Below are 21,918 nucleotides of genomic sequence, written 5' to 3' on the forward strand. Positions count from 1 at the left end.
TCCCCTCAATTCTTTCTTATCATTTACCTTTTTACCATACAGCTGATGAAGAATCCATCAGTTCCGTAATCATGCGGATATATCTGCACAAATCCTTCAGGAGTGAAAGATTTTTTATCCAAATAATCGGATTGTATCGGGACGATTGCAAATTCGGCATGATTTCCAATGAATGACTGGACAGTCATTTGATTCTCTTCTTTAGTTAGTGTACATGTACTGTACACCAAACGTCCACCTTTTTTTAGCAACGAACTTACAGAGTCCAGTATCCGAAGTTGTTCTTGATGCAAGTCCAAAAAGTCCTGCGCATTTTTCACATATTTGATTTCCGGCTTTCTGCGCATCAACCCCAACCCCGAACAAGGGGCATCGACGAAGATGGCATCAAAGGATTCCGGTGCAAATGCTTTGCCTGCTTCTTTTGCATCCATCACCCGGGTTTCGATGCGATCGGCTACATGCAGACGCTCGGCATTTTGGTCGATCAAGCTTATCTTGTGCTCATACATATCTAAGGCGATGACTTTGCCGTTTTCCGAAGCCGAGAGATAACTTGCCATGTGCGTCGTCTTCCCACCCGGTGCAGCACAGCTGTCCAAAACCAGAAAATCCTTTTCCAGCTCTCCGACCGGTGCGACCAATTGACTTGATTCGTCCTGAATCGTAAGGACGCCCTCTTTGAATAACGGGGAGTCAACGATTTTTCCGCCGCGGATCCGGATACCCGAAGGTGAAACCGGACTTGGAACCACATCATAACCATCTGTTTGCAACAGTTCAAGAGCTTCTTCCCGGGACATTGCCTGCGACTGCAATCTGACCGATACGAATGGATCTTCCAATAAGGAAAAAGCCATTTTTTCGGTCTCCTCGATACCGATTTTTTCAATGAAATAGGTGACGAGCCATTTCGGCAAGCTGGCCCCTACGCTGATGCGTTTCTTGGCATTGCTGATCGATTTCCAATCGCGCAGCCCATTCCGCTGCACATTCCGCAGCACGCCGTTCACATAACTGGCGATGCCCGCATGGCCCTTAGCTTTAGCTATCTCAACCGCATCGAAAAGGACGGCATGATCCGGAACCTTCGTCAAATAGACCATCTGATAGGCGGAGACACGCAATAAATTAGTGACCCAAGAAAGTTGTTTTTTGGGATCTTTGATGTATGCCGAAAGGCCATAATCCAAAGTCATTTTCCGCTGGATGACGCCATAGACAATCTCAGTCAATAAGCCGGCATCTTTCGGCGACAACTTTTCGGATTGGATGACTTTATTCAGCAGCAGATTGGAATACGCGCCTTCATTCTCTACGCTTTCCAATATATCGACAGCCAGATAACGGACTGTGTGCTTGATTTTATTTTTAAGTTTATTGTCCATCCGCTTCAAACCTTGTACCTTCATGGATTTCGCAAGAGCTTCCCCGCAAATAGTCCGCCGCTGACATGCGTTTTTTCCCGGCAGGTTGCAGTTCCGTCATTTTGAAGACGGTGCCTTCCCCGCAAGCCACATACAGAGCTTCCTTGTCTGTTGCAAACACTGTTCCGGGTTCATCGTTCGTAGTGGGTTCGACAGCCTGTCCACCCCATACTTTGATCCTTTGCCCATCCAAAAGCGTATGCGCCACTGGCCATGGACGCATGCCCCGGACTTGGCAGGCCACTTGTGCGGCCGTTTTGGACCAATCGATGCGTTCCTCTTCGCGCTTGATGTTCGGCGAAAAGGTGGCTGCGGATTCATCCTGTTCTTGCGGCACGAGTTTGCCTTGGAAAAAATCAGGCAATGTATCGATCAAAAGATTTTTGCCCAGTTCGCTCAACTTCAGAAACATCGTCCCGACATCATCTGCCTCGGTGATGGGTATGGCTTTCTGCGCCAACACAGCCCCGGCATCCATTTTTTTCTCCATGAACATGATGGAGACACCTGTTTCTTTTTCCCCATTGATGATGGCGTAATGTACCGGAGCGCCGCCGCGATATTTCGGCAACAAAGAAGCATGCACATTGATGGAGCGGAAACGCGGAGCGTTCAGCAGCTTGACCGGCAGAAATTGCCCATAGGCCGCTGTCACAATCAGATCCGGCTTCAAGGCAATCAGCTCATCCATTTCAGGTGAACCGGAAATTTTTTCCGGCTGATAGACCGGAAGACCATGCTTCAGTGCAGCTTCCTTCACCGGGGAAGGCGTCAATATTTTCTTTCTGCCTACTGGGCGGTCCGGTTGTGTGACAACTGCGATCACATCATAACCATGCTTCAATAAAGCCTCTAAAATGGGCACTGAAAATTCCGGAGTGCCCATAAAAATGATTTTTTTCATTTGTTTACCTCCTAGAAGAAATTGACCGGCTCTGAATCGATCGAAATATAGAGACCGCGTGCATTTTCTTTTTGTGACTCATCCAAAATCTGTTTCAACGCCGGATGTAGTTTGGTTTCCTGTTTGTATTTCACTAATATCTGAAAATAATAGCGGTTGTTCACTCTCGCGATGGACCCTTTGGATGGCCCGAGCATGATTGTGTCAGGCTCAAGCTTTTTTTGAAGGATTTCATGGATTTCATAAATTTTCTTCTGCGCTTTCTTTTCGTCCGGGTTGCTTACGGTGATGAGCGCGGTGTAAAAATACGGCGGATAACCCGCTTTATGCCGGAGCGACATCTCGGTACGGTAAAAGCCTTCGTAATTGTGTTGTTGGGCAAAAAGGATGGCGTAATGATCCGGATTATAGGATTGCACGACCACCTCACCGGACAACTCCGCGCGACCCGCGCGTCCGCTGACTTGGGTCAGCAGCTGGAACGTCCTTTCCGAAGACCGGAAATCCGGCAGTCCCAATGAAGTATCCGCATTGATGACGCCGACCAAAGTGATGTTCGGAAAGTCCAATCCTTTTGCGATCATCTGCGTGCCCAGCAAGATGTCGGCCTCTCCTCTTCCGAATGCCGACAGGATAGCCTCATGGCCGCCTTTCTTGCGGGTGGTGTCCACATCCATGCGCAAAATGCGCGCATCAGGGAAGAGCGCCTGCAGTTCTTCCTCGATTTTTTGGGTTCCCGTACCGTAATAGCGGAAATTGTGGCCCTTGCATTTCGGACAGGTGTTGGGGATTTCTTCTTCATGGCCGCAGTAATGGCACTTCATCGTTTTGCTGTCCATATGCAAAGTCAGACTGATGTCGCAGTTCGGGCACTCGAGGACGAAACCGCAATCCCGGCACATGATGAAAGAGGAATAGCCTCTTTTGTTCAGCATCAGCACAATCTGCTGTTTCTTCTGCAGACGATCCGTGATCTTTTCCTGCAGCATCATGGAAAAGCTGCTGCGGTTGTTCGCTTTGAACTCATCACGCATATCGACAATCTCGACTTGGGGCAGCGCGCGTTGATTGAAGCGTCCCTTCAATTCGACCAATGTGTAAACCTTTTTTTGCGCTCTGGCCCGCGACTCCAGCGAAGGCGTGGCGCTGCCCAGAACAACCGGGCAATGGTTATGCTGCCCGCGCCAGATTGCTATGTTCCGGGCATGATACTTCGGATTTTCGTCTTGCTTGTACGTACTCTCGTGTTCTTCATCCATAATGATGATGCCGAGATTCTCAACCGGGGCAAAAATGGAAGAACGCGCGCCAACTACGACATCGGCATCGCCGCGGTGGATTTTGCGCCACTCGTCGTATTTCTCTCCCGATGACAAGGCACTGTGCATCACTGCCACGCGGTTGCCGAAGCGGCTCTTGAAGTGGTTGACCATCTGCGGAGTCAAAGCGATTTCAGGGACAAGCATCAAGGCGGTCTTGCCTTGTTTGATCACTTCAGCGATCAATTGAAGGTAGACTTCGGTCTTGCCGCTTCCCGTAACGCCTTGGAGCAGAAAAATCTCATGCCGTTCTTCCTTGATGCTGGCACCCATCGTCCGGAATGCTGCCGTCTGTTCGTCCGACAGGGGCATCGCTTCGGTTTTTTTGAACTGTCTATCCTTAAAGGGATCCCGGAGTATTTCCCGGTCAGCTACTTTGAGCCAGCCCTTTTCCACCCCGGTCCGGATTGTGCTTGAACCGATGTCGAATTGATCCTTGTATTCCTTGGACGTCAACGGGGTTCCGTTCATGGACATGATTGCCGCCAACAGGGCTTGCTGTTGCTTGGCCGTTTTTTTCAGGCTGCGGTATGCGTCTTCCAGACTGTCCATTTCCAGATCGGAATAATAGACCTGCACCGTTTTTGCCTTCGCCTGGTTTTTGAGGATGTAATTGACTTCAATTTTCCCGGCTCGCTTCAATTCGATCAGTTGCGGCAAAATGCCGCGGTCGACGGCGTTTTCCCAACTCATTTTGCTTTTCCCTTGAAAAAGTCCGTAGAAGGTCTCCTCATCCAATTCATCGACAATCTCTATTTCTTTTTCGTACTTCGCCTTCATCAAAGGCGGCAACATCGTCTGGTAACAATGGATCCGATAGGCATAAACGGTTTCCGCCATTTCCTCGCCCAACAGAAGCAGTTCTTCGGTCAATGCCGGCTCGATATCCAAGGGTTGGATGATTTCTTTCAGTTCCCCTTCAAAATCGGTGTGGTCAGAAATTTCCGTTATGAATCCTTGGATGATGCGCTTGTTGAAAGGCACCTCAACGCGCATGCCCTTGCCTAATTTATGCTCCATAGCAGGAGGGATCGCATAATCAAAGGGACGATTGGTCTGCATTGCAGGTATATCTACAATCACTTTTGCAATTTGCAAATAAAGCCCTCCCCTTCATATTCTAACCATTATAATACTAAATTATGCCGATAAAGTCTTGTAGCAGTTTTTGGCATCAAAAAAATAAAACTACTGATTTTGAAGTTCAAAAACAGTAGTCTTTTTTCATTCCTATTCTGTTATCTTTCAGGGATGATGGATTTCGGATCGATTTCCAATTCGCCGGCAACTACCTCTTCCAGTGCACGTCCAACATTCTTGAATGACTGGTAAGTGTCCAATAAAGGCTCGGAGCGATCGTGTAATTGGTGCGCTCTTTTGCTTGAAAGAATGACCATTGAATATTTTGAATCCACTTGCTCCAACAATTTATCGATCGAAGGATATAACATCATAATATTTTACTCCCTTTCATCCGCACAGATGGTATCCAGAATCCGTGAAACTTTCAAGTGTTCGCTTTGGATGATGCCAAGCACTTTCTGTACCGCATTCTCTACTGTGTCGTTTTCTACCGCATAATCATAATAACGCATCAAACTCAGCTCTTCAATAGCCTTTTCCATTCTTTGCTTGATGATCGGAGACTCGTCCGTACCGCGATTTACGATCCGTGATTCCAGTTCCGTCATATCAGGAGGCGTCAAGAAGATGAATATCCCTTCAGGCATCCGTTCCTTCACTTGCATGGCACCTTGAACTTCGATCTCCAGAAAAATATCTTTTCCCGTGTCCAACGTTCTTCTTACATAGTCGATTGGCGTACCATAGTAATTACCAACATACTCGGTATATTCCAACAGTTCATTATCGGCGATCATTCTCTCGAATTCTTCTCTTTCTTTGAAGAAATAATCTTTGCCATCCACTTCCCCTTCGCGCGCTTTGCGGGTCGTAGCGGAAATTGAATATATGAACTCCCGTTCACCACGAGAAAAAATTGCTTGTCTCACAGTCCCTTTGCCTACTCCTGAAGGTCCGGATAAGACAATCAACAATCCTTTTTCTGTCATTTAATGCCCACCATCCAATTATATTTTTACAGCAGCGTACAGCCTAATGCGGCCTTCTGTTTATTATTTCATAGTTTAACACAATTTCGTCAAGGTTAAAACCTTTACTGGAGTCTTCCGCCAACATTTTGTTAGTTACCGTTTTCAGCAACGGAAAGACAAAAAAGAACAAGACAAGGATATCCCTGTCTTGTTCTTGCGGCATCATGAAGCGCCCATGTCTTTGACTTTCATCATTCTGACGATGCTGGATCGCTCGTTTTCCTCGAGTTTCATCTGGATGTAACGGATCGTCTCCTGCAACTGGGGAATCATTTTGTATTCCAATGCATTTACGCGCCTTCTTGTCTTTTCGATCTCATCGGCAAGAAGTTGGCACGTTTTTTCGATTTCCGATAATTTAAGCAATTTCGGAAGGATATCTTCGATCTTTTTGATCGCATCATCCAATTCTCCGTTTGAGTTCACGTAGCCGTACTGCAAATCCGTTGATTTTTCGTCCTCAGCTGCTATCGAAAAATTCATTTGGGGTACGACAACACTCATGATATTTTTTTCTTGGATGTCCAATACCACTGCCGTAGCGGGAACAGCGAACAATTCTTCGATGAAAGCCTCATTCAGAAGCGACTTCGCTACCACGAAAGATCGCATGGAAGCAGTCAGTTCTTTTTCGACTTCATCCCTCAGGATATTGTTTTCGCGGATAAGCAAGATGAATTGACGCATCAGTTCATCTTGCTTATCCTTCAGCAGTTTATGGCCGCGGATGGATAGCACCAGACGCGATTTCAGGTTGGACAGTTCCATCCGGGTTGGCTTCACATTCAATCTAGCCATGAACGATCACTCTCCCTTCGGCATAAACTCATCGATCATATCGCTCTTGATTCTCTTCAGTTCAGTAACCGGCAGGATGGACAACAGTTCCCAACCCAAAGCCAAAGTCTCTTCGATCGTGCGGTTCGTATAGAATCCTTGATTGATGTATTCTTCTTCGAAACGTTTCGTGAACTGCACATACAGTTTGTCTGTTTTGGACAAGGCGGACTCCCCTAGGATGACGGCCAATTCTTTTGCCTGTTTTCCTTTTGCGTAAGCCGCAAACAACTGGTTCATGGTCGGAGCATGGTCTTTTCTTGTCTTGCCTTCACCGGTGCCTTTGTCCTTCAGACGGGAAAGGGAAGGCAGCACGTTGATCGGCGGCTTGAAGCCGGAGTTGTTCAACTCACGCGAAAGGATGATCTGGCCTTCCGTGATGTACCCGGTCAAATCCGGGATCGGATGCGTAATGTCATCCTCCGGCATGGAAAGAATCGGGATTTGGGTCACTGAGCCTTTTTTGCCGATGATCCGACCTGCACGCTCATACAATGCGGCAAGGTTCGTGTACAAATACCCTGGATAACCACGGCGACCAGGCACTTCACGGCGGGCTGCCGAAATTTCACGCAAAGCTTCACAATAGTTGGTCATGTCAGTCATGATGACAAGGACATGCATGTCCTTTTCGTAGGCCAAATATTCCGCGACAGTCAAAGCCATTTTCGGTGTTGCAATCCGTTCGATAGCTGGGTCGTTCGCCAAGTTGATGAACATAACTGAGCGATCGATCGCCCCTGTCTTGCGGAAATCTTCCATAAAATATTCTTTTTCTTCAAAAGTGATCCCCATGGCTGCAAATACAACCGCAAATTTTTCATCGCTGTTCAAAACCGTCGCTTGACGGGCGATTTGAGCAGCCAATTCTTTGTGCGGCAAACCTGAGCCGGAGAATACAGGAAGTTTCTGCCCTCTTACGAGTGTGTTCAGATGGTCGATGGCGGAAATACCCGTTTGGATGAACTCATCCGGGTAGTCACGCGCTACAGGGTTGATTGCCTGTCCATTCACATCCAAGTTCATTTCCGGGATGATTTCCGGGCCCCCATCAATCGGATTGCCCATCCCATCGAACACACGGCCTACCATATCCTCAGAAACAGCTATGGAAAGAGGTTTTCCTCGGAAGCGGACTTTGGTGTCTTTGATGTTGATCCCGCTTGGGCCTTCAAAGATCTGCACCATCGCTTTATCTTTGCTGACTTCCAAAACTTGACCATGGCGGATTTCGCCGTTTTGCATTTGGATTTCAACCAATTCGTCGAATTTGACTCCTTCGATCTCCTCTACAATCATCAACGGGCCTACAACTTCGGTTACTGTTTTATATTCCTTAAGCATGGTGCGTCATCCCTCCTTCCGCAACGATTTCATGCAATCTTTTCTTCATGTCCGCCTTGATGTTTTTCATTTCGGCAAGGTCTTCTTCCCTGATGTATTTACTTCTTGCGATCCGGTCGCGCAATTCAACTGTGCCTTCAATGATTTCGTTGAAGTAAGCGCCTAAACGCATCGCTTCGCGTGCTTCTGTTTCGAAGTCCAGTATCATATCCAGCATCGCCAATTGCTTGTTGCGGGAAGTGTAAGTATCGACATCGTCGAAAGCGTTCTGCTGCAGATAGTCCTCACGCAGCGATTCCGCGACCGCCATTGTCATGCGGTCTTTTTCGGACAAGGATTCGATACCGACCAAACGGACGATTTCTTCCAATTCCGATTCTTCCTGCAGAAGGTTCATCGCATGTTGAACCATCTCTGACCATTTTGTCTGTAAGGCATTGTTCAGATATTCCCCGACTTCGGTATTGTAAAGGGAATAGGAAGTCAGCCAGTTCATGGATGGGAAATGTCTTTTTTGTGCCAACGTGGCATCCAGCGCCCAGAAAACTTTAACGACGCGCAATGTATTTTGGGTTACCGGTTCAGAGGTGTCACCACCAGGAGGCGATACCGCTCCAATGGCCGTAATGCTTCCTTCACGATCTTCCGAACCCAAAGCCAGCACTCGTCCTGCCCGTTCATAATACTCTGCTACACGGCTTCCTAGGTAGGCTGGATAGCCTTCGTCACCAGGCATCTCTTCCAGACGGCCCGACATTTCGCGCAAAGCTTCTGCCCAACGGGATGTCGAGTCAGCCATGATCGCTACACTGTAACCCATGTCACGGAAATATTCCGCGATCGTGATGCCTGTATAGATCGACGCTTCACGCGCCGCAACCGGCATGTTGGAGGTGTTGGCGATAAGGATCGTACGCTCCATCAATGATTCACCCGTGTTCGGATCGATCAATTCCGGAAATTCATTCAATACGTCAGTCATTTCATTACCGCGTTCGCCGCAACCGACATAAATTACGATGTCCACATCACTGTATTTTGCGATTTGGTGCTGTACGACGGTTTTCCCTGCTCCGAAAGGTCCCGGAACAGCGGCTGCTCCACCTTTTGTGATCGGGAAGAACGTATCGATGACCCGTTGGCCGGTAACCATCGGCGTGTGCGGGTTCATTTTTTGCTTGAATGGACGTCCGCGACGGACTGGCCATCTTTGCAGCATAGTCAATTCTTTCGGGCCATCTTCCGTTTCGATGACATATGCCGTGTCATCCAAAGTGTAGCTGCCATCCTGGATGGCAGTCAGCTTACCTGAGATGCCGTAAGGAACCATGATCCGGTGCTCGATGACTTTCGTCTCCTGCACGGTACCGACAATATCACCGGCTATGACATGATCGCCGACTTTCTTCGTGGCTTTGAATTCCCATACGTTTTCTCTCTTCAATGGTGGGATATCCGTCCCACGCACCAAATAGTTACTTTGGGTGATTTCACGGAACGTATGCAAAGGACGCTGGATCCCGTCAAACATCTGCGACAGGATGCCTGGTCCCAATTCGACCGACAAAGCCTCCCCTGTTGTGATTACCGGTTCTCCAGGACCAATACCGGAAGTCTCCTCGTAAACTTGAATGGATGCGACATCATTACGCATCTCGATGATTTCGCCGATCAATCCTAATTCGCCGACGCGGCAAATATCTTGGATGTTCGCTTCTTCCATTCCTTCCGCCATAACTAAAGGTCCGGAAACTTTTATTATATTTCCATTTTTCAAAAAAGTCCCCTCCAAATTATAAGATATTCTGTCCAACTGCTTTTTCCACATTCTCCTGAATGCGGCTTTTCCCGATATTCAACGTCCCTTTATGGTTCGGAATCAGGATGATGGCTGGTTGGACGCTGCTGTCATACCTGCTCACTGTATCAGGTATTTCTTTTGCCATTTCTTCCGTCAGATAAATGATTCCATAATTCTCCATCGCCAGGCGATCTACCGTTTCACGGGCAGTCTGGGCATTATGGCATGCAAATACTGCGAAGCCCAAAATCTTAAAAGGTAGGATGGAATCTTTATCTCCCACAACTGCAATATTATGAGCCATATACAGGTCGCATCCTCTCTCTCAATATTTGTTCATCTATCTGATTGTCTTTGCCCACCAAAATCAAGCGGATATTGGTGACTTCCTTCTCTTTGGCAAACAAGTAACCCAGCAAGGGAATCGGACCAAATGGTTGGTACAAGCCTTCCGCAACCAATTCATGGGTCAGTTCATCCACGAGTTTATCCAGCTTCTGTGTGTCCACTTCATTTGTTGTCTCAGAAATCATATTAGATAAGCGCGTGCCGTATTCTTTGCTGAAATAATGCTTGCGCATGACCGCGCTTGGTCCGTTGATTGATTCTTCGATCAAATCACGTTTCGAAATCGAACCTGAACTGGATAGGACCGTATAGAGAAAACCGCGGGGCTTACTTTGTTTCAGGCTTCGGATCATGGTCGAAAGATTATAGAGGTCAATCATGCCATCCACCATTTTCGTGATGCTCGGATGTTGGATTTTATCGCCGATGGAGCGCAGATGTCTGAAATAGTAAGTGTCCATAAAGATAGTGGCCGCTTCGATGCGATGACCTTCATCGAAATCGCGGATCGCCTCTTGAACCCCCTCTATCAGAATCGGATGTTCATCGTTGCCGTCGCCGGTTTCGACCAATTTCTTCAGACTGGCTATGGAATATTTGCCGATAGGAATCAACAGTTGCTCCAGATTTTCACCCGAAAAACGTTGTTTCAACAACACTTTAAGGTTGTGATAGGTATAGCGCAACGCGAATAATTCCACAATTTCAGCAACCGGCGTGATGCTGAACAAGTCCTGATAGACTTCCGCCAGGTGTTTCATGAGAAAACCTTCGAAATTTTTATTCACCAGTGTTTCTTTCTCGTCAAACTCATAACCGGTACCTTTCAGAACATCCAAGGCATCTTTTAAAGAAGAGGCTTTCAGCATCCGATCGTAATCCGCTTCCGCCAATAGTTTTAATTCGTAGGTGCGAAGTGTCGTATTGACGCCTTTGTAATCAATCTCTTGCATAGTGCCCCTCCTTTACTTTTCGTCTTGGAATGCTAAAATCGCCAGTTCCGCTGCAAAGTCGTTCTTTACATCTTCGATCAGATCATCGAAGCAATAGTTGTAGTCGACTCCGCCTTCCTGAAGGATGAATCCGGCTTTATTCGGAATGGACTCCTCAGAAATCTTGACAGCGGGGTATTTGACCAACAGCTGCTGCAGCTCTTTCCCCTTAAAGTGAGCGACCGATTTTGCGCCCGGAACAATGCTGTAGGCTTTCGAATCGCCAGCCTGAGCAAGCACCCCGTTCAGGAATTGCGCAAAATGGGTTTCATCCCACGTGTTCATTTTTTCTAAAGCTTGCTGGAAGACCGATTTCAGGATGACCTGTTTCTCTTTCAAAACAGCATTGCGCTCTTTATTCTTCAATGTTTGTTGCTCACGATCAAAATCGTTGGCAACTTTTTTCAAAATGGCAGCTTTGCGCGCCTTTTGTTGTTCAACCAGAGTCAATCTGCTCTCTTCTATCTTTGCGACAGAAATTTTTTCAGCATCCTCCAGCTTGCTTTGTCCTTTTGCTTTTGTCTTATTCAGGATCTGTTCAGACAAGGATTGTAGATCTTTCACGCTTTCTCATCTCCTTACTATTTCTTTCATTCTTCTGGAGCTTTTGAGAATTAAGCGTTCAATACCAACAAGAATGATGTAACGAATCCTAGGATCGCATACGTTTCAACCATGGCAGCATAGATGATCCCTTTTGTGTTGTGCTCTTCTCGCTTAGCCAAGATCTGCAGACCTGCTGTAGATACACGGCCTTGCGCGATACCTGAAGTCAAACCAGTGATTGCGATCGGAAGACCGGCCATCAGATAGTACAATCCTTGTGCAACAGTCATTTCAGGAGCCATTTGCAGATAAATCAGGAATCCGATAACGAAACCGTACAACCCTTGCGTACCTGGCAATAGTTGCAGGATCAATGATTTACCGAATTTCTCCGGTTGTTCCTTGATCAATGCAGCAGCGGCTTCACCACACATACCGACTCCTTTTGCCGAACCCGTTCCAGCCATTCCGACCGCTAAAGCGACGCCTAAAGCCGCGAACATCATACCTCCGTTATTGTCGATGAAATATTGTAACCATGTCATATTTTCCATTTTATAATTCCTCCGATAGTTAAGCTTCTTTTTTATTTTTTAAGTCAATGTATTTCTCTTCTGTCTTCAACGGCTTCAACGCTCTCCCGCCGCCCTCGTAAAACTTGCCGAAAAATTCGACAAAAGCAAGACGAGCTCCGTGCACATAGGCACTCAGCATGGACAAACCGAAGTTGATGGTGTGCAACAAAACAAACAATACTGCACCGATAGTAAATCTTGCCCATATTGGCATAAAATCGATGATCATATTAAAGGCTACCGCTATACTGCCCCCGGATACGCCTAAGGCCATCAGGCGGGTATAACTAACTATGTCGCCGATATAGCTTGTGATTCCATAAAGATTATATAACCCGGCGCCTGCACCCAACGCTTTGTTTTCCGATGCCATAGCTGTAGCAAGCACGATTGCGACCGCGCTAGTGATGGCGACGGCTGCTCCGACTGTCACAAGCACTTGGCTCGGGAATAGCATCTTCCCGAACAGGATGAAGATGAGGCCCACAAAAATCCCCAGCCAGCCGATGCTTCCGGAAATCGCACCTAGCGGATCTTTGTCGCGCAAGGATAAATATGTCTTGATTCCCAGACCGAACATAATCTGAACGACACCGAACACAACCGATATCAACAGAATCGTATTGGCGTCGTTGCTCGTTGACAAGAGCACAAACGGCAATTCCAGTCCGAAGAAAGAGCCGTAGACCAGTCCCCACAAAATGGATGGATAAGACAGGATGTGAAAGAAGAGCAGATTGGTGCGCATGTTTTTGTTGAAGTTCAAGAACTTCAATGCCAGTAATGTTCCGATAAGGAGCAACAAACCGTATCCGACATCCGCAATCATCATTCCAAAGAACAAAAGATAGAAAGGTGTCAATAGTGGCGTTGGATCAATTTCATCATATTTCGGCAAACTGTACATGGCAGTGATATTTTCGAAAGGAGTGATCCACTTATTGTTCTTCAAAACGGTTGGAATTTCTGAAACATCCGAACCATCAACATCATCAACCGTCAATGCGTATTCATTTTCCGACACAGTCTCAGTCAATGCCTGCCTGATTTCTTTGACTTTGTCTTCCTCAAGCCAGCCTTGGATGACGAAGAGATGTTTCTCATTGACCAGCAATTGCTGGCTTTTGATCCGCTGCAATTTTGCATAATAAAACTCGGACAGTAGCATTAACTGCCACTCTTCCGCTTTCATGTCGGAAAGGTCAGTCAGCAACTGCGTGCGCGCTTCATGGTTATCTTGAATCCGGCTCTGAACATCTGTCAATGCCTCTGCAGGAGGCAAATCAAACTCATAGGCTAATGGTTGGAAATGGTTGCTGTCCAACAAAGCGTTTACATCCTTTATTTGTGATGGATCATAGAAAATCACCGCTCCAAATGAATCTTTGTTTTGGAAGATTTCTTCCGTATAGACCAAGGGATTGGAAGTCACATTGGTGATGTAATCGTTGGAGAGCGTCTGAGGAATCGTGCCCACTTTGACCGCGATATGTTCAAATGCTGCTGTGTCCCTCGGATTGAATGACAATTTTTTCCATAAAAGCAGAAAGTCCTCTTGTTCATACAGATGTTTCTTGGCATCTTCGAGTTTCTTCTGTTCGGCTTTCAGACCCAAAACTTTATCCATGACATTGTCCGAAGAAAATTCACTCACAGCCTTTTCCAGTTCTTCCAAAGACAAGGATTGTCTCGGGGTTGTATACTGCTTGACCAAAGACTCTTTTTTCAGATACGACTTCAAGAAAGATAAGGCTTCCGTAACATTTTCCAGATAACTTTCGGTCTTCTTGATGCTTTGTTCAATTGACTCTCGTTCTTTAGGCGACAAGGATTGCAAATTTTCTTTTGCAGCAGGCAAATCGATGACTTCTAAGCTTTGCAATGTCTGGATAGCCGTCAACAGCTGCTCTTTTTTTTCGTGAAAAGAAATGAGAGTAATTTTTTTCATTTTAGCGATTGCCATATTTCCTCATCACCTCCCCAATTACGGCATTCACAAGTTCTTCTTCTTTCGCTTCGAACCGAGTCTGCAACTTCTCGATTTCCGATTTTTCACTTTCTGCGGAAGCGTTCTTGAGAATTGCCAGTTGCTCTGATTTTTTCGCAAGTTCTTCGGATTGAAAAGTAGCTAATTCTTTTTCGATATTCCTTTTCATTTCGCCTATTTTATCTTGCGTGTTCTGTTCCAGTTTGCGCAGTTTGTTCTGATAATCCAATTCCAGATCCGTTGCTTCCTGCTCAATCTTTTTTACTTCATCAAATATTTGCATCTTTCATTCCACCTCCGTCCCTCATTTGATTCTCCTTCGGAAAAAAATCTTTTTTCCAATCAGTAATTTCATTATACAGTTAATGTAAAGGCCGTTCAAATCTAATTGAACGCCATTTTCAGCGTTTTCAGCAACCACCGCAGTTTCATTAATAGGAAGAAACTTTCTTAAATTCTTTCAAAATATTAAAATGAACATTTTGTGAACAAAACTCCCCAAGAAGCATGCATGAATGCAAGCCATCCTTGGGGAGTCTCTTTTATGGCCTTTTTTTACGGTGATTCCTCGAAGTAATGTCAGTATCTTTTTTCCTCCTTCAAAAATAATATGTGGCTAACACATTCTTTCGATGCCTCTACTTTACTTGATAAAGAGGAATTTTTGGGCCATTTGCGGTCGAAACAACAAAACAGCAGGCTGAGTTGCAAGCCTGCTGTCCTGAAATTTTCTTGAGCGCAAAATAAATAGCTTGCAAAAAAGAACAGATGTTCTTATAATAGGGATACAAGACAAACACACGTTCGGAGGAACCAACATGCAAAACTACATCTATCCGGTATCCAATAATAATGAAACTCCTACCAAAAAATCATACCTGCGCCCACTATCATCCGTCCAATCCATCAATGAAGCCATCCTGGATAAAGTGATGCCGATTCATCAGGTTGTCCGTTTCGCTAATCAAGCCTTTGAAAATCACACCCCTGTTTATGTTGTGATCGAAGAAAAACAGGGACCGAAATCATATACAAGAACACTGGTCTGGGGCACCTTCAATTCCTGCGTAACCCCGAAAAGACAAGTCATGTTCACAACCGCCGACAAAAAAGTGACTTACTTGCTGAACATCAGCCAAATATTGGCCATCCAACTTGGTTGATTCCCATCAGCTGATGGAATATTCATTGACAAAAAAAGAGGAGTACAAGGCATGCCGCTAAAGACGGGGTGACTTGTACTCCTTTTTTCATTTCAATTCCCTAAAGTATCGGCGACAGCAATCTGGAAAAAGCCTGCTTGAATTTCCGGCCCTTCGATTGTTTCGCGAAGTAATCATGGGTTGCGCGTATGCACTTTTCCTGATCTTCTTCAAAATTCGCGATCAATTCTGCAGCCACTTCACGATCATAAATAAAGGCATTGATCTCAAAATTCAGTTTGAAGCTGCGTACATCCATATTTGCCGTGCCTAACGATACAATTTCATCGTCGACCACCATCACCTTTGAATGCAGGAAACCGTTCTGGTACATATAGACTTCAGCACCGTACTCTATGATGTCTTTGGCAAAATATTCCGTTGCCCGATAGACGAAAGGATGATCCGGCTTCGAAGGGATCATGATTTTGACGCTTACACCGGATAAGGCCGCGATTTTGAGCATTTCGTGCAGACTCTCGTCAGGTATAAAATAAGGCGTCTGTATGTAGATCGATTCTTTGGCTTGGCTGATCATCTTCAGGAAACCCATTTTGATGGTCTGATCTTCGTCATCCGGCCCGCTTGCCACAATCTGCATGGCTGTATCGCCTTTTTTATCGGCAATCGGGAAATAGGCCTCGGCATAATCTTTGCGATTCTTTTCTTTGGCAACTGCATTCCAATCCATGAAGAAACGGCTTTGAAGCGTCAGGACCGCATTGCCTTCTATCTTCATATGCGTGTCCCGCCATTCACCGAGTTCCCCTTTCCCCAGATACTCGTCGCCGATATTGAAACCGCCAAGGTAAGCAACTTTGGCGTCCACCACCATTATTTTGCGGTGATTACGATAATTCATCCGCAAATTGACGAAAGGTATTTTTGACCCAAAAAAAACTTCCGTCTTTCCGCCTAATTTTTCAAGGTTATTGAAAAATTTTGCATCATTCCCTCTGCAACCCATCGCGTCGTAAACGACCAGAACCTCCACACCGGCTGCTGCCCTGTCTTCCAAAGCCGCCAGAATGCGTTTACCCAACTCGTCTGAGCGAAAAGTGTAATAAAGCATATGCACATGATCTTCAGCTTTGTAAATGTCCTGAACGAGCGCATCAAAGACACCTTCACCGGTCTTGAATATTTCTAGTTTGTTCCCCTTAGTCAAAATGGATTCATCACTTTCCAGGAACAGGATAGCTGTTTTTTGTGCATAATCGGTTTCGACCAAACCTTGCGCCAGATCTTCATCCTCCAGCATCTCAATCTGAACCTTCGCCAACTGGGACATCCCCAAGCTTTTTTGCGTGCGCATATCATAGATGTTTTCTTTTGACATCTTTTTCCCTATAAAGAGATAGATGATGAAACCCGCCACCGGCAGCAGGTTTAAAGTCAGCAACCATGCCCAAGTGGCAGCGACGTCTCTTTTTTCTTTAAAGACGGTGATGATCGCACCGATTGTATTTAAAATGATGACTGCCGTAAATATCATTGACCAAATACTCATATAACCACTCCAAATCAACATAATGACAAAACATGTTACCCACTAATGATAGCACACGAGCCCACAAAAACAGAAAGACGAAGTCCGGATAATTAAAATCCGTCCTTCGTCTTCTATTTTTTAATCATTTAATAGTTTCGATTTTTCTTTTCTGCTCAGGAAACGGCTGCCTTTTGGAATGTATGCTTTAGGAGCGAATTTCGCAATTAACACCAGAACGACTGCGCTTACGGCAAAAGTTGCCGCAAATGATAGCGCCTGCCCCGGAAGAAAATGTGCAAAGGCAGAAACACCAGCAGGAACTGCTTCCTCGCTGAGGAATATGTCCGAAATCAGCGCCCAAACAAAATAGACAAGCGTTCCGAAAAAGGATGCCGTCACTACATTCAAGGCTGCATTCGGGAAACGTTTATTGTTCAATGTGCGTTGCGTGAATTTCGCGAAAAAACCAGCGATGCCCACGAAAACGAACGGTGCCGCTTGGGTCAGGATATCTGCGGCAACATCCGTCCCCTCTCCTTTCAGCGCAAACAAAGCGAGGCCGGTCAGTGTTCCTGAAACCAGTCCAAGCAAGATTCCTCTGCGGAGGGAAACGAAAAGCAATGGTAACAAAGCTAAAACAATGGTGTATTCTCCAAATGGCATGGCCACAAATGCCAAGGCGATTGCGAGGACAGCAAACAGAGCTGCCTCGATCCAAGCCTTCGTACTATTAGAACCCATAAAGATGAATCTCTCCTTTTCAACAACGAGCCGTTTCATTGCCTTTCCGGCAAACGGGCATCAGCTCTTCTTCTGATAATTGGATGCTTCCATGATGATCGGTAAAATGACCGGTTTGCGCTTCGTCTTTTCAAAAAGATAACGGCTCAACGAATCACGTATCTCTTGTTTTAACTTGGCCCAATCAAAATCTTTCGTATGCAGATTGTCTTCCACTACTTCCCGGACGATATTCGAACTTTCCTTGACAAGCTCTTCGCTCGCTTTCATGTAGACGAATCCGCGCGAAACGATTTCCGGACCCGACAAAATTTTGTTCAATCTTCTGGAGATCGTCACAACGACAACGAAGATGCCGTCTTCCGACAACAGTTTGCGGTCGCGCAAGACAATATTGCCGATATCGCCAACCCCGATCCCATCGATCAGTACATTTCCGGCTGGGACTTGTCCCGTCATATGCATACGTCCTTTTGCATATTCGATGACGTCTCCTTTGCCGGGGATGAATATGTTTTTGAACGGGATGCCGACTTCATTCGCCAACTGGGCATGTGCAGCCTGCATCCGGTACTCGCCTTGGACAGGCACGAAATACGTAGGTCTAAGCAGGTTGATCATCAATTTCAGATCGTTCGGCGAAGCATGTCCGGATGCTTTGTATGTTCCGGATATCTCCCGCACGGAGGCACCGGCGCGATAGATCAAATTCTTGGTTTTTGCGACTGTTGTTTCCATAGCTGTGGAAGGCGTAGTCGTGATGTAAACCAAATCGCCCTCTTTAAGATTCACTTGCTTGTGTCTGCCTTTGGACATCCGCTGCAATGCTTCCAAAGGTTCCCCGCTGTTGCCGGTTTCCAGAACCAAGACTTGACCATCACGGTAATCATTGATGTTTTTGACATTCACAAGCAGATCAGGAGTCGGCAAGACTAGTTTTCCTAGTTTCATGGCGACATCGACAGTCTCAACCAAAGTCGGACCTGTCAAAAAGATTTTACGGTTAGCTTGGAGAGCGACATCAAAAACTTGCTGAATGCGCAAAATATTGCTTGCGACACAAGACACGATAATGCGTCCCTCAGCATTGATGAAGGTGTCGAGCATCTCTTCCTCAATCTTACGGTCGCTGACATTTTCTGTAGTTGATTCGGCATCTCCGGAATCGCTCAATAGCGCCAATACTTTGCCTTCGCCGATATCCGTAATTTTGCCGTAATCGGTCCGATACATCGGGGATGCGCTTTGATCAAACTTGAAGTCACCAGTATAGACGACACTGCCTTCTTCCGTCTTCACACAGATCCCTACAGAATCAGGGATGGTATGCGTGGTTCTGAAGAACCGGACGCTGGTATTCTCAAATTCAATTTCAGTGTTCTCATCGATGACGTGGTAATCCTCAAAGCCTGTAGCCAATCCGGTTGACTCAACAGCCAGTTTAGCCAACGCGATCGTCAAACCTGTACCGAACACGGGTGCATCGATATTCTGCAATAAATAAGGCAATGCTCCTACAGCATCCGCATGGCCATGCGTCAGGAAAATACCTGCTATCTTATTTTTGTTTTCCTCCAGGTAAGTGAAATCAGGGATGACAACATCAATTCCCAACAATTCGTTTTCCGGATAGAGCAGACCGCAATCCAATACAAAAATTAAATCGTCCACTTCCACCAAATACATGTTTTTACCGCTTTCTCTCACACCTCCGAGAGAAATTATTCTTACTTTACTCATTGTACCACCTCTTATTTTTCAGCTTTCTATGCTGTTATCTATACTGATCGTTTGAATGCCTTTCTCCGTATTTTCGTCCCTGAAAATCAGCACTGCTGCTTTGCCGAACTGCCTTCAGGGTCTACAAGCGAATGCGTTTTCTTCGCATCCGGCTAAACGTGACCGATATCCTCTCTGTTATATTATACATGATTATCGGCAAAATTGTAGCATTTGCTTCAGTTTCTGTTCCGGTTTTCTGAAAGTGCAAAAAAGACCTGCCAAAAGGAACGGACCAGGAACGATGTTTTCAGCAAACACCATTCCCGGTCCATCCTTTGACAGGTACTGTCATATCCGATTATTCAATTTGACGCGGACTTGCTTATCCGTGTATTCAAAAATTCTAAAGCAGGCCCATTTCGATCATTTTTTCAGCGATCTGCACAGAGTTCCAAGCAGCGCCCTTCAACAGGTTATCGGAAACAACCCACATATGGAAACCATTGTCGACATCCACATCCTTACGGATACGTCCGACAAATGTTTCATTCTTTCCGACTGATTCACGGGCGGTAGGATAAACTTGATTAGCTGTGTCATCCTGAAGCACAACTCCTGGAGCATCCTTCAACACTTCCCAGATATCTGCGACAGAAACGTTTTTGTCGTCCACTTCAAAATAGACGGATTCCGAGTGTCCGGACATTACAGGGATACGCACACAGGTTGCAGAGACTTTGATGTCCTGGTCGCCCATGATTTTTTTGGTTTCATTGATCATTTTCCACTCTTCATACGTGTAGCCGCCTTCGCTGAACACATCGATTTGCGGTAATGCGTTGAACGCGATCGGGAAATGCTTCTTATCGCCGCCACAAGGTAAAATATTCGCAACCGGCTCTTCACCGTTCAGGACAGCTTGGGTTTGAGCTTTCAATTCTTCCAAAGCATGCAGTCCGGCTCCGCTTACCGCTTGGTACGTGGAAACGATGACGCGATCCAGACCAAATTTTTCGCGGATCGGTTGCAAAGCCACCACCATCTGAATAGTGGAGCAGTTCGGGTTAGCGATCAACCCTTTGTGTTTGCGCAAGTCTTCCGGATTCACTTCAGGAACAACCAATGGCGTTTCCGGATCCATACGAAAAGCACTCGTATTGTCGATGACTATGGCTCCAGCTTTGATGGCTGCGGGGGAGAATTGTTTCGTGATGCCGCCCCCAGCGCTGAATAAGGCAATATCGATGCCTTCAAATGAGTCATCAGTCGTTTCTTCAATCTGCAGTTCCTGTCCGCGGAAAGTCTTCACTTTGCCTACAGACCGTTTAGAAGCCAACAATTTCAAACTTTTTATCGGAAAAGAAGCATCCTCCAACAAGCCCAGCATTTTTTCTCCAACAGCACCCGTAGCACCTACAATGGCAACATTATACTCTTTCATCATTGATCCCTCACTCATTCATTTTCTGTACTATCTATTTTTTTAGGATTTGGATATCCTTCACTTAAGCATTTTACCATACTTTATTAGAATTTTTTAATCTATTTTTTGATTATCGGAAAAAACATTCCAAGCAGAAAACCCGCCCGGGCTCTCTGTTTGGAATGCTTAATGTAGACTATTTTGTTGTTGCCGATGGTTTTGCTGATTTTCTGGATGCAATAAAGAATCAGGTTTATTAATCCAAACGGACTCTTCCGTCCTCCTGCAGAATGGATTCGATTTTTTTCTGGATTTCTTCCCTGCTGTGCACATTCGCATTTTCGCATTCGAATGCTTCATCCCCACAAATCATGCACGTTCTCGGTTCATAGCCTATTTCCATTCGCTGCACCTCGATCATCTTGCCTTCTTCCAGATAAAACACGCTGATCGTGAACAGCTGGCCGAGCAAACTACCGTCTTCTATCATTATGGCGGCTTGCTTCACGGCAGTCGGATAGGTATCGACGACAACAAAGTATTCCGGACCTGTATCCAAATCCATCAACTTTTCATAGGTGACTTTCCATTTATTTGTTTGGATCGCATTTTTGACTTCTTGGATGCCGATTTCAGAAATCTGCCTTACGATGGCATTATATTTGACTGGTCCAGGAATATTGCATTTAAGGGAAATCAACGTCTGGTTTGCGTTCGTTTTGCTGATTTCCTCTTCAAAAAAGGCACGTTGTTCCCTTGAGGCTAACACTTCCTTGAGCGTCGGCATTTGACCTTGCGAGAAAATAGATTCTGGCACCATTGCACTCATCCTTTACTGTTTTATTTTGTTCTCTGATAATACCATTATTTGTTACAAAAGCTTACATGGAAGCTTCGCAATGTCCACAACTTTGCTGCAAAAGAGTCCTGGAGGCGAAATTGGAGCCATTATTTGACGTTGTTGCTGATTGCACACAAATGAATAATGAAACCACAAAAACATTTAAAGCGCTTACATTAACAAGGACGATATAATCGGAAAATATATTCATAAAATGTAGCCGTAAAAATTTGTTTCTCTTTACACTATAATAACGCTTTTATGGAAAAAATTCATTGATTTAATATTAAAATCTATTATTAA

At 45.6% G+C, this 21,918-nt stretch carries 20 protein-coding genes; 1 reads left to right on the forward strand and 19 read right to left on the reverse strand.

Features of this window, described 5'->3' with window-relative positions:
* Nucleotides 1-23: 23 nt before the first annotated feature.
* From rsmB to C7R73_RS01060, 14 genes are all read right to left on the reverse strand, one after another.
* A complete protein-coding gene (gene rsmB, locus C7R73_RS00995; RefSeq protein ID WP_106448822.1) occupies nt 24-1,388 on the reverse strand; it encodes a 16S rRNA (cytosine(967)-C(5))-methyltransferase RsmB in 1,365 nt (454 codons plus the stop codon).
* Complete coding sequence (gene fmt, locus C7R73_RS01000; protein ID WP_106448718.1) at nt 1,378-2,331, reverse strand: methionyl-tRNA formyltransferase; 954 nt, start codon at nt 2,329-2,331, stop codon at nt 1,378-1,380. The genes rsmB and fmt overlap by 11 nt, the downstream gene beginning before the upstream one ends.
* Before the next feature lie 11 nt (nt 2,332-2,342).
* Entirely contained in the window at nt 2,343-4,748 is a 2,406-nt protein-coding gene (priA, locus tag C7R73_RS01005) for a primosomal protein N' (protein ID WP_275658082.1), read from the reverse strand.
* Between the two features lie 140 nt (nt 4,749-4,888).
* Nucleotides 4,889-5,104 (reverse strand): DNA-directed RNA polymerase subunit omega, encoded by a 216-nt coding sequence (gene rpoZ / locus C7R73_RS01010; RefSeq protein WP_086628158.1) that lies wholly within the window; start codon nt 5,102-5,104, stop codon nt 4,889-4,891.
* Nucleotides 5,105-5,110: 6 nt separating this feature from the next.
* A complete protein-coding gene (gene gmk, locus C7R73_RS01015; RefSeq protein WP_068562164.1) occupies nt 5,111-5,722 on the reverse strand; it encodes a guanylate kinase in 612 nt (203 codons plus the stop codon).
* A 204-nt stretch (nt 5,723-5,926) separates the two neighbouring features.
* Nucleotides 5,927-6,562, reverse strand: coding sequence for a V-type ATP synthase subunit D (locus C7R73_RS01020; protein ID WP_106448719.1), 636 nt, complete (start codon nt 6,560-6,562; stop codon nt 5,927-5,929).
* Nucleotides 6,563-6,568: 6 nt separating this feature from the next.
* On the reverse strand, nt 6,569-7,945 hold the full coding sequence (locus C7R73_RS01025) for a V-type ATP synthase subunit B (RefSeq protein WP_106448720.1): 1,377 nt from the start codon (nt 7,943-7,945) through the stop codon (nt 6,569-6,571).
* The gene (locus C7R73_RS01030) at nt 7,938-9,722 is read right to left on the reverse strand and encodes a V-type ATP synthase subunit A (RefSeq protein ID WP_106448721.1); all 1,785 of its coding nucleotides are present in this window, start codon (nt 9,720-9,722) and stop codon (nt 7,938-7,940) included. Before C7R73_RS01030 ends, C7R73_RS01025 begins: the two co-directional genes overlap by 8 nt.
* A gap of 16 nt (nt 9,723-9,738) precedes the next feature.
* Nucleotides 9,739-10,050, reverse strand: a complete 312-nt coding sequence (locus C7R73_RS01035) for a V-type ATP synthase subunit F (RefSeq protein ID WP_086985312.1) — start codon at nt 10,048-10,050, stop codon at nt 9,739-9,741.
* Complete coding sequence (locus C7R73_RS01040; RefSeq protein ID WP_106448722.1) at nt 10,040-11,047, reverse strand: V-type ATPase subunit; 1,008 nt, start codon at nt 11,045-11,047, stop codon at nt 10,040-10,042. Before C7R73_RS01040 ends, C7R73_RS01035 begins: the two co-directional genes overlap by 11 nt.
* A gap of 12 nt (nt 11,048-11,059) precedes the next feature.
* On the reverse strand, nt 11,060-11,650 hold the full coding sequence (locus C7R73_RS01045) for a V-type ATP synthase subunit E (RefSeq protein WP_106448723.1): 591 nt from the start codon (nt 11,648-11,650) through the stop codon (nt 11,060-11,062).
* A 50-nt stretch (nt 11,651-11,700) separates the two neighbouring features.
* Nucleotides 11,701-12,177 (reverse strand): V-type ATP synthase subunit K, encoded by a 477-nt coding sequence (locus C7R73_RS01050; protein ID WP_414718253.1) that lies wholly within the window; start codon nt 12,175-12,177, stop codon nt 11,701-11,703.
* Nucleotides 12,178-12,205: 28 nt separating this feature from the next.
* The gene (locus C7R73_RS01055) at nt 12,206-14,170 is read right to left on the reverse strand and encodes a V-type ATP synthase subunit I (RefSeq protein ID WP_106448725.1); all 1,965 of its coding nucleotides are present in this window, start codon (nt 14,168-14,170) and stop codon (nt 12,206-12,208) included.
* Nucleotides 14,157-14,477: a hypothetical protein gene (locus C7R73_RS01060; protein WP_106448726.1), complete on the reverse strand. Its 321-nt coding sequence runs from the start codon at nt 14,475-14,477 to the stop codon at nt 14,157-14,159. The genes C7R73_RS01055 and C7R73_RS01060 overlap by 14 nt, the downstream gene beginning before the upstream one ends.
* A gap of 535 nt (nt 14,478-15,012) precedes the next feature.
* Here C7R73_RS01060 and C7R73_RS01065 point away from each other — a divergent pair.
* Nucleotides 15,013-15,357 (forward strand): hypothetical protein, encoded by a 345-nt coding sequence (locus C7R73_RS01065; RefSeq protein ID WP_106448727.1) that lies wholly within the window; start codon nt 15,013-15,015, stop codon nt 15,355-15,357.
* Nucleotides 15,358-15,457: 100 nt separating this feature from the next.
* Here the strand turns inward: C7R73_RS01065 and cls are convergent, their stop codons facing one another.
* The 5 genes from cls to citX form a co-directional block, all read right to left on the reverse strand.
* A complete protein-coding gene (cls, locus tag C7R73_RS01070) occupies nt 15,458-16,906 on the reverse strand; it encodes a cardiolipin synthase (RefSeq protein ID WP_106448728.1) in 1,449 nt (482 codons plus the stop codon).
* 120 nt (nt 16,907-17,026) lie between these two features.
* Complete coding sequence (locus C7R73_RS01075) at nt 17,027-17,629, reverse strand: energy-coupled thiamine transporter ThiT (protein ID WP_161525835.1); 603 nt, start codon at nt 17,627-17,629, stop codon at nt 17,027-17,029.
* Between the two features lie 60 nt (nt 17,630-17,689).
* Nucleotides 17,690-19,369 carry a ribonuclease J gene (locus tag C7R73_RS01080; RefSeq protein WP_106448730.1) on the reverse strand — a complete coding sequence of 560 codons (1,680 nt, stop codon included), beginning with the start codon at nt 19,367-19,369 and terminating at the stop codon, nt 17,690-17,692.
* A 385-nt stretch (nt 19,370-19,754) separates the two neighbouring features.
* Nucleotides 19,755-20,795 carry an aspartate-semialdehyde dehydrogenase gene (locus C7R73_RS01085; RefSeq protein ID WP_106448731.1) on the reverse strand — a complete coding sequence of 347 codons (1,041 nt, stop codon included), beginning with the start codon at nt 20,793-20,795 and terminating at the stop codon, nt 19,755-19,757.
* A gap of 235 nt (nt 20,796-21,030) precedes the next feature.
* Entirely contained in the window at nt 21,031-21,594 is a 564-nt protein-coding gene (gene citX / locus C7R73_RS01090) for a citrate lyase holo-[acyl-carrier protein] synthase (protein WP_161525836.1), read from the reverse strand.
* Nucleotides 21,595-21,918 lie beyond the last annotated feature (324 nt).

It is taken from the genome of Trichococcus alkaliphilus, from assembly GCF_003008695.1.
GTDB classification, from domain to species: Bacteria; Bacillota; Bacilli; order Lactobacillales; family Aerococcaceae; genus Trichococcus; species Trichococcus alkaliphilus.